Here is a 542-nt window from a genome sequence, read left to right on the forward strand (position 1 = left end):
GTCGCGACGTGGGCGCCGAGTGCGGTGAGGACGTCCAGCACGCGCGCGTGGAGGCCGTTCCCGGCGGGCGTGCCGGGGAGCCTCGCGATCGCGGCGGGCCAGCCGGCCGGCAGGTGCGCGCCCGCCAGGTCACTGACGGCGGTGACCTGTCCGGGGAGCATCTCGGCGGGGCTGACGAGGACGGTGTCGTGGGGCGCGTGGACGGTGTCGCGCCAGGTCTCGTCGCTGACGACGTGCAGGCCGGCCCCCTCGGCGGCCTCCACGGCCGCGTGGACGGCCTCCGGAGGGGCCACGGTGGCCGTCGGGTCGTCCGCGACGGACAGGACGAGCAGCCGGGGTTCACCGCCCTCGGCGCGGACCCTGCGCACGGTCTCCAGCAGGGCGTACGGATCGGGCACGCCCCCGCACTCGGCGGGCGTCGCCACGTGGAACACCGGCCGCCCGAGCAGTCGCGCGTACGGCGCCCACCAGGCCGCGCACGGCCGGGGCACCAGCACGTCCCCGCCCAGGGCCGCGGTCAGCGCCAGCAGCAGGGACGGCGC

1 protein-coding gene is annotated in these 542 nt (G+C 78.4%); it reads right to left on the reverse strand.

Features of this window, described 5'->3' with window-relative positions; all coding sequences use genetic code 11:
- Positions 1-542: aminotransferase class I/II-fold pyridoxal phosphate-dependent enzyme (locus ACVNF4_RS36855; RefSeq protein ID WP_461807149.1), on the reverse strand; the 542-nt coding region annotated here is incomplete at both ends.

The sequence above is a fragment of the Streptomyces sp. S6 genome, from assembly GCF_054880855.1.